This is a genomic window from Pseudomonas sp. PS01303 (genome assembly GCF_029959385.1).
In the GTDB taxonomy this organism is placed as follows: Bacteria; Pseudomonadota; Gammaproteobacteria; order Pseudomonadales; family Pseudomonadaceae; genus Aquipseudomonas; species Aquipseudomonas rustica.
In genome coordinates this window covers 1-7,129 of record NZ_JASCPK010000214.1, presented here as the reverse complement: position 1 = coordinate 7,129, position 7,129 = coordinate 1, and the positions used below count along the sequence as shown (strand labels likewise).

The 7,129-nt window shown below is 61.1% G+C and carries 7 protein-coding genes; 4 read left to right on the top strand and 3 right to left on the bottom strand.

Annotation, left to right across the window (positions count from 1 at the left end):
- Nucleotides 1–89 precede the first annotated feature (89 nt).
- Both QMX93_RS28985 and QMX93_RS28980 read right to left on the bottom strand, forming a co-directional pair.
- On the bottom strand, nucleotides 90–2,327 hold the full coding sequence (locus QMX93_RS28985; protein ID WP_282358995.1) for an ATP-binding protein: 2,238 nt from the start codon (nucleotides 2,325–2,327) through the stop codon (nucleotides 90–92).
- The gene (locus tag QMX93_RS28980) at nucleotides 2,324–2,938 is read right to left on the bottom strand and encodes a biliverdin-producing heme oxygenase (protein ID WP_053119333.1); all 615 of its coding nucleotides are present in this window, start codon (nucleotides 2,936–2,938) and stop codon (nucleotides 2,324–2,326) included. The genes QMX93_RS28985 and QMX93_RS28980 overlap by 4 nt, the downstream gene beginning before the upstream one ends.
- A 275-nt stretch (nucleotides 2,939–3,213) precedes the next feature.
- Here QMX93_RS28980 and QMX93_RS28975 point away from each other — a divergent pair, with 275 nt between their 5' ends.
- Nucleotides 3,214–3,834, top strand: a complete 621-nt coding sequence (locus tag QMX93_RS28975) for a LysE family translocator (protein WP_212545909.1) — start codon at nucleotides 3,214–3,216, stop codon at nucleotides 3,832–3,834.
- Between the two features lie 3 nt (nucleotides 3,835–3,837).
- On the opposite strand, the gene QMX93_RS28970 is transcribed toward QMX93_RS28975, so the two are convergent.
- Nucleotides 3,838–4,251 carry a VOC family protein gene (locus QMX93_RS28970; protein WP_212549238.1) on the bottom strand — a complete coding sequence of 138 codons (414 nt, stop codon included), beginning with the start codon at nucleotides 4,249–4,251 and terminating at the stop codon, nucleotides 3,838–3,840.
- Nucleotides 4,252–4,462: 211 nt separating this feature from the next.
- Between QMX93_RS28970 and QMX93_RS28965 the strand changes: the two genes are divergently transcribed.
- The 3 genes from QMX93_RS28965 to QMX93_RS28955 are packed head-to-tail and all read left to right on the top strand — an operon-like array spanning nucleotide 4,463 to nucleotide 6,993.
- A complete protein-coding gene (locus QMX93_RS28965; protein WP_282358992.1) occupies nucleotides 4,463–5,545 on the top strand; it encodes a bifunctional transcriptional activator/DNA repair protein Ada in 1,083 nt (360 codons plus the stop codon).
- Between the two features lie 31 nt (nucleotides 5,546–5,576).
- On the top strand, nucleotides 5,577–6,374 hold the full coding sequence (locus QMX93_RS28960; protein ID WP_282358989.1) for an isocitrate lyase/phosphoenolpyruvate mutase family protein: 798 nt from the start codon (nucleotides 5,577–5,579) through the stop codon (nucleotides 6,372–6,374).
- Nucleotide 6,375: 1 nt separating this feature from the next.
- On the top strand, nucleotides 6,376–6,993 hold the full coding sequence (locus QMX93_RS28955; protein ID WP_282358986.1) for a DNA-3-methyladenine glycosylase: 618 nt from the start codon (nucleotides 6,376–6,378) through the stop codon (nucleotides 6,991–6,993).
- Nucleotides 6,994–7,129: the final 136 nt, after the last annotated feature.

Genomic DNA, 7,129 nt, shown 5'->3' with positions numbered 1-7,129 from the left:
GCCGAAGGCTGCGATCTTTTGATCTTGTCTTTTAAAAACAGGATCAAAAGATCGCAGCCTTCGGCAGCTCCTACACGGGGGGTTGTGGGTTAGTCCAGGCGCGGCACGGTGAAGCGGAATTCGCTGCCCTGCCCCGGTTCGCTCTCGGCGACGATCCGCCCGCCATGGGCCTCGACGATGCCTTGGGTGATGTACAAACCCAAACCGGTGCCGGTCGGGTTGCCGTCCTTCACCGTCCAGTAACGATCGAACACGTGCGGCAGGTTTTCCTTGGGAATACCCTCGCCGCTGTCGCGCACGGTGAAGACAATTTCATCGCCCACCGACTTCGCACGCACGCCGACCCTGCCCAGACGCGGAGTGAATTTGATCGCGTTACCGATCAGATTCGACAGCACCTGAAACAGCCGCTCAGGATCGCCATGAATGCTCAGATCCGCGTCGGCCTCAAAGGAAATGCTGATGTCCTTGTCGATTGCCAACGGTGCGAGCAACGATTGCGCTTCTTCGAACATCTGCCCGACGTCGAGTTTCTGCGGGGTGATGGTGTAGCGCCCGGCGTCGATTTTCGAGGTGTCGAGCAAGTCTTCCAGCAGCGTGTTCATGCGCCCGGCCGCTTGTTGCATGGTGTCGATGGCCGTGGAGATCCGTCGCGACGTATGCGGGCCGTCAGAGCTGAAGGCCTTCTGCATCATGCCGCAGAGCATCGAGATCACCGTCATCGGGTTGCGCAGATCGTGGGAAACCACCGCCACCAGCTCATCACGGGCACGCACCGCTTCCTGCTCGCGGCGCACTTGTCGCGCCAGATCATTTTCCAGCGCTGAACGCCGCAGATCGTTGGCCGCAAACAGATCGCCGTGGCTCCATTTGGTGGAGATCCCGGCCATCTCGACTTTCCAGATTTCAAACGACGTACGCGGGCGCAACCGCAGGCCGGCGTCAGAGTTTTCCAGATCCAGCGGCTTGCGCGGATCGCCACTCCAATTGATGTTTTCCTTCACCTCCGGGCGGAACCACAGCACGCCGTTGTCGACCGGTTTCGGCAGGCTCATCGCGAGCACGCCGCTGGCGACTTGCTGATACTGCGCGGCCGGCGGGTAGACGCTGGCGAGGTGATGACTGGAGAACACCGCCTCGCCGCTGTCCTGCAACCACTTGTGCAGGGCGCGGATTTCGTCCGGCTCCGGGCAGTTGCCGTAGCGGTGCAATTGCTTGTCTTCGATGATCGCAATGCCGCCGGCGCCGGTCAGCGCCATCAGCACTTCAGGCTGGTTAGCCAGACCGTCGAATACATTCTGCGGCGAGTCGATCATCGCTTGATTGAGCATCGCCAGCGCGTCGACTTTTGCTTCGCGCTGACGGCTGACTTCCAGCGCCTCCATCGCACTGATTTGCAGCGACAGCACCTGGCCGATGGTCTGGCAGGCGGCACGCAATTCGTGCGGCACATGCAGCGGTTCGCGGTTGCCGCAGCTGATCAGGCCCCAGAGTTTGTCGCCCTTGAGCAGGGAAATACTCATCGACGACAACACGCCCATGTTCTTCATGTATTGGCAGTGAATCGGCGACACGCTGCGCAGCGTGGCGAAACTCAAGTCCAGCGGCGTTTGCGTGTCCGGACGCAGCTTCGGCACCAGCGGCACCGGCTCGTACGCGGCATCCGGGATGATCCGCAGCCAGTTGGTGCGATACAGCTCGCGGGCCTGCTCGGGAATGTCGGACGCCGGGAAGAACAGACCGTTGAACACTTCCATCGACGGATCGGACGCTTCGGCAATGACTTGGCCGTGGCCCTCTTCTTCGAAGCGATAAATCAGCACCCGGTCGTAACCGGTCATCGCCTGGATTTCTTTGACGCTGATGTCGTACAGCGCCTGCAACGTCGTCGCGCCCTGCAGCCGCTGGAGCATGCGGCCCAAATGGGTTTCGCTGCCCGCCACGTTACGCGGCTGGAAGTTTTCGACGTGGATTTCCAGTTCGAGAATCAACACGCCTTGATGACGGTGCAGCAAGCCTTCGAACGCCATGTCGTTGAGTCGAAACAGCAATGGCGCCGAGTCGGACAGCGTCGGCTGTTGCAACGTCTCGCGTACTTGCGCGGCGTGTTCATCGCCAATCAGGCTTTGCAGCGGTTGACCGATCAGCGCCAGCGCCGGACGGCCGAGCAGGCTCTCGACGTTGGCGCTGACCTGAATGATCTCCAGCGCAGGCTCGCTCAAGGTCAGCAGCAACCCGTGCGGCTGGATCGCGCCGGGGAACCGAATGGGTTCGTCGGCACAGTTGGCCAGCAGTTCTTCAAAGGCTTGTTTGTCTTGCGGAGTCATGCCAGTACCTCCCGGCTTTCGAGCCAGCGCTCGAAACAACTGAATGTGGTGTGTGCGGCCGCCACTACGGCCTTGCGCTCGTCCGCATCCATCGGTCGACTGCCCAGGTATTCCATGAAATCGCGCCAGCGACGGCCGGTGGCGGCGCCGTAGACATCGAGAAAAGCCGCGCCGTTATCGGCTTCCAGGCCTAACCGCGCAGAAATTTCCCGGCGCAGGATTTGCCCGCCGAGCGTTGCGCCTTCGAGCACGTACAGTATGCCGAGGCAGCTAGCGCCGGAATTGATCTGCGGCAATTGGCTACAGATCGGCAGGCGGTTGATCGCTTCATCCGCGACGCCCAACGCTTGCAGGTCGCCGTGCAAGGTGGCGGTTTTGAGACGTGGCGTCAGATCAAAATCGGCGGGGATGCAGTGGCTGTCCAGCAATGCGCTTTCCAGCGGCAGGTAGAAGCCGTAGTAAGCCTGCATCAGCCGTTGAAAAGCCTGAATATCGAGGGCGTCGGAGAAAAAAGGAAGGCGTTTTTCCAGCGCGATGTGCAGGTCGGCAGTGCCGGCTCGCAGATCTTGCAGCACCGGTGGCACATAAACTTCACGGGCCTTTGCTTGCATGTAGATCGCTCTTGGTGAGGCCGCCTGGGGCCATTAGGGGTTGGCATCGCATCGAGGGATTTTACACGGCACAGGTCATTTTTCTGACCCGACGACTAGTTTTTTAAGACGAAACCACCGCCCTCTGACCTTTCAGAGTTTCAGATTTCGCAAAAAGTTCGAACGGTTTCGCCAGTACCGCCGGGCGCTGTACCGCGACAGCACTGCGTGACTGTACGGGTCGGGCCGCACGGGGGCTGTGATAAAAATGCGCTTCTGGTTTCTGGAGTGCTGTCATGGATCTCGCCACGCTGTCGCTGTTTCTCCCCGCCTGCTTCGCCCTGAACATGGCCCCCGGCCCGAACAATTTGCTGTCGGTGAGCAACGCCACGCGTTACGGCTTTCAGCGCGCCTGCTCGGCGGGCGTCGGGCGGATTCTGGCGTTTGCCGGGATGATTGCGCTGGCGGGCGCCGGTCTGTCGGTGGTGTTGCAGACGTCGGAATGGCTGTTTCAGGCGATCAAGATCGTCGGCGCGGGGTATTTGTTGTACATGGCCTGGCAACTGTGGCGCGCCAACACCGAAACCGAGGAGGAAATAGCCGGAGCTTCGGTGGGATTCTGGGCGTTGGCGCGACAGGAGTTTCTGGTGGCCGCCGGTAATCCGAAAGCGATCCTGTTGTTCACCGCGTTTTTGCCGCAGTTCGTCGACCCTGGCCGCCCGGTGCCAGCACAGTTCGCCGTGTTGGGCGTGCTGTTTCTGTCGCTGGAATGGATCGCCATCAGCGCCTACGCCTACATGGGCCTGCACATGCGCCGCTGGTTCGCCGAGCCGCGCGGCAAGCGCATTTTCAATCGGTGCTGCGCGGGACTGTTGTCGGCGGCGGCTTCGGTGCTGCTGCTGGCGAAACGGGCGTGAGGTTTACGCCTCGGACGGGCCTTTGAGTTCGACCTGATTGCCATCCGGGTCGAAGCAGTACAGTGAGAGGCCTTTGCCTTCAGCGCCGAAACGCGATTCGGCTTTGGCCACGGTCAGGCCGAAGGATTGCAGATGTTCGGTCAGCGCCACTTCATCGAACGGTTCGATGCGCAGGCAGAAGTGATCGACGTTACGCCGCTCGACCCCGGCCGCCCCGCCGCCCTTGCGGCCGAGTTCGCCTTGCAGGTCGACGAGGTCGATCATTGAGGTGCCGGCGCGCAGGTGGATCAGGCCCAGCGGCTCGTTGCGCTTGACCACCTCGGCGCCGAAAACCTGGCCGTAGAAATCGATGCTGCGTTGCAGATCCTCGACGCGCAGGACGATGTGATCGATGTGATGAATGGAAAACGGATGCATAACTCAACGCCTCACACAGTGTAGGAGTTGCCGAAGGCTGCGATCTTTTGATCTTTGGACGCGGAGCGTCCGCGGCTGCATTCCCACGCAGAGCGTGGGAACGATCAAGATCACAGCCTTCGGCAGCTCCTACACGGTAGTTCAGGTGATGTGGGAATTCACTGTCGATTTTTCGGTGGAGCCATCGACAATCTGGTTTTACTCTCAAGCCATGAACATACAAACCGCTGTCCTGCCGCCCCACGCCGAGATGGTTCGCGCCATGCTTGAACGCGACACTGCCTATGAAGGCGTGTTCTTCACGGCCGTGAAAACCACCGGGATTTTCTGCCGCCCGAGCTGCACGGCGCGCAAGCCGAAACCGGAGAACGTCGAGTTTTTCGCCCATGCCGATGAATGCCTGTCGGCCGGTTATCGCGCCTGTCTGCGCTGCAAACCGCTGGACGCCGCCGCCATTGCGCCGGACTGGGTGCAGACGCTGCTCAAAGCAGTCGAAGCTGATCCCGAGGTGCGCTGGAGCGATGCACAACTTCTCGCTGCAGGCATCGAGCCGCTGAAGTTGCGGCGCTGGTTCAAACAGCATTTCGGCATGACCTTCCATGCCTGGCTGCGCACGCGTCGATTGGGCACGGCGTTGGGCGGGATCAAGCAAGGCACGTCGATTGATCACGCCGCGTTCGACTCGGGCTATGAATCGCTCAGCGGTTTTCGTGATGCGTTTCAGAAGTCATTCCACATCACGCCGGGGCGCGCGGCGCAGAGTGAACCGTTGCTGTTCACCCGCCTGACCACGCCGCTGGGGCCGATGATCGCCATGGCCGAACGTCGTGGGCTGGTGTTGCTGGAGTTTCTTGATCGCCCGGCGTTGACCCGCGAAGTCGAGGAATTGCAGAACCGCTACGGCTATGCGGTCGTGCCGGGACACAACGGGCATCTGCAACAGATCGAACAGCAACTGGCGGCATACTTTGCCGGCACACTCAGCGAATTCACCGTGACGCTGCATTTGCCCGGCAGCGAGTTTGCGCGGCAGGTCTGGTCGGCGCTGCGGCAAATCCCCTACGGGCAGACCAGCACCTACGGCACCATCGCCGCCGCGCTGGGCAAACCCGGCGCGAGTCGCGCGGTGGGCCTGGCCAACGGACACAATCGGTTGTCGATTGTGGTGCCGTGTCATCGGGTGATTGGCGCGGATGGCGCGCTCACCGGCTATGGTGGAGGACAGCCGCGCAAGGCATTTCTGCTCAGGCTGGAAAACGCCGCGGTACACCTCACGCAACCTCTGGCTTTCTGACCCATTGATCGATCAACAAGAAGGGATTTTGATGAACGCGCTCGATAAGCAATTTCACCAATTGCACCAAGAAGGCCTGTTGATATTGACCAACGTCGCCGACGCCACCGGCGCGCGTCTGGTCGAACATCTCGGTGGCAAAGCCGTCGCCACCAGCAGTGCGGCGGTGGCGTGGGTGCATGGCTATCCGGATGGCAATACGTTGCCGCTCGAACGTCTGATCTCGACGGTGGAGTCGATCGCGCGGGTGATCAGCGTGCCGTTGAGTGTCGACATCGAGGCCGGTTATTCCGATGACCTCGGGCGCGTGGCCGAAGTGCTTGATGCGGTGATCGCGGCGGGCGCGGTCGGGATCAATATCGAGGACGGTGCCGGCACGCCGGAACTGCTCGCACGCAAAATCGAAGTGGCGCGGCAAGTGGCGGCCAAGCGTGCGGTGAAACTGTTTATCAATGCGCGCACCGATGTGTATCTCAAAGGCTTGGTGCCGGCGGAAGATCGGGTGGCCGAAACGCTGCGCCGGGCTGCGTTGTATCAGGCAGCAGGGGCGGACGGGTTGTTCGCTGCGGGGGTGACCGGCGCTTACGAGATTGAAGCGATCTGCAAAGGCACGACCTTGCCGGTCAATGTGCTGGGGTTCGCTGGCCTGCCCTCCCCTGAAGAACTGCATGCCCTTGGCGTGCGCCGCTTGAGCGCTGGCTCGGGCATCGCCGAGTTTCTGTATGGCGCAATGGGCGGGCTAGTGAAAAGCTTCCTCGCGGGCGGCAAGCTTGATACTCACGACCTCAAAGCGTTCAGCTATGGCGAAGTCAACGGCTTGCTGAAATAGCATGCTGGCAGCCTATCAAGCGGCCAGCGAGTATCTGGCCGCGCTCGACGAAGACTGGCAGCGGCACATCGCCGCTGTCGGCCCATGCCTGCATCAACCGCATCCGGCGCGTGATCCGTACGAGTCGCTGGTGCGCGCGATCGCTTATCAGCAACTGCACGCCAAGGCTGGGGATGCAATTGTCGGGCGGCTGGTGGGGTTGTTTGGCGGAGAGTCCTTTCCGCGCCCCGAGCAAATCCTCGCGACCGATTTTGATCGAATGCGCAGTTGCGGCTTTTCGGGCGGCAAGATCGCGACCATTCAAGGCATCGCCCAAGCAACGCTGGACGGCGTGGTGCCGGATTACGCGACGGCCCTGGCGATGGACGATGAGGCGCTGATCGAACGCTTGATCAGCCTGCGCGGGGTCGGTCGCTGGACGGTGGAAATGCTGCTGATCTACAGCCTTGAACGCATGGACATTCTGCCGGCGGACGACTTCGGCGTGCGTGAAGGTTATCGGCGCTTGAAAAGCCTCGACGTACAACCGACACGCAAACAGATGATCGACATCGGCCAGGCCTGGAGCCCACACCGCACAGTCGCCGCATGGTACCTATGGCGCGTGGCCAAACCCTGAAACCCCAACGCTTATAGGTGCTGCGGAATCATGGGACTGTGTGATTGTGGGTCTGTAGGAGCTGTCGAGTGCAACGAGGCTGCGATCTTTTGATCCTGATCTTTTAAAAGCCAAAAGATCGCAGCCTCGTTGCACT

Coding starts and splice junctions, on each gene's coding strand:
- QMX93_RS28975 (WP_212545909.1), top strand. CDS start 3,214: ATGGATCTCGCCACGCTGTCGCTGTTTCTCCCCGCCTGCTTCGCCCTG.
- QMX93_RS28985 (WP_282358995.1), bottom strand. CDS start 2,327: ATGACTCCGCAAGACAAACAAGCCTTTGAAGAACTGCTGGCCAACTGT.
- QMX93_RS28960 (WP_282358989.1), top strand. CDS start 5,577: ATGAACGCGCTCGATAAGCAATTTCACCAATTGCACCAAGAAGGCCTG.
- QMX93_RS28970 (WP_212549238.1), bottom strand. CDS start 4,251: ATGCATCCGTTTTCCATTCATCACATCGATCACATCGTCCTGCGCGTC.
- QMX93_RS28980 (WP_053119333.1), bottom strand. CDS start 2,938: ATGCAAGCAAAGGCCCGTGAAGTTTATGTGCCACCGGTGCTGCAAGAT.
- QMX93_RS28965 (WP_282358992.1), top strand. CDS start 4,463: ATGAACATACAAACCGCTGTCCTGCCGCCCCACGCCGAGATGGTTCGC.
- QMX93_RS28955 (WP_282358986.1), top strand. CDS start 6,376: ATGCTGGCAGCCTATCAAGCGGCCAGCGAGTATCTGGCCGCGCTCGAC.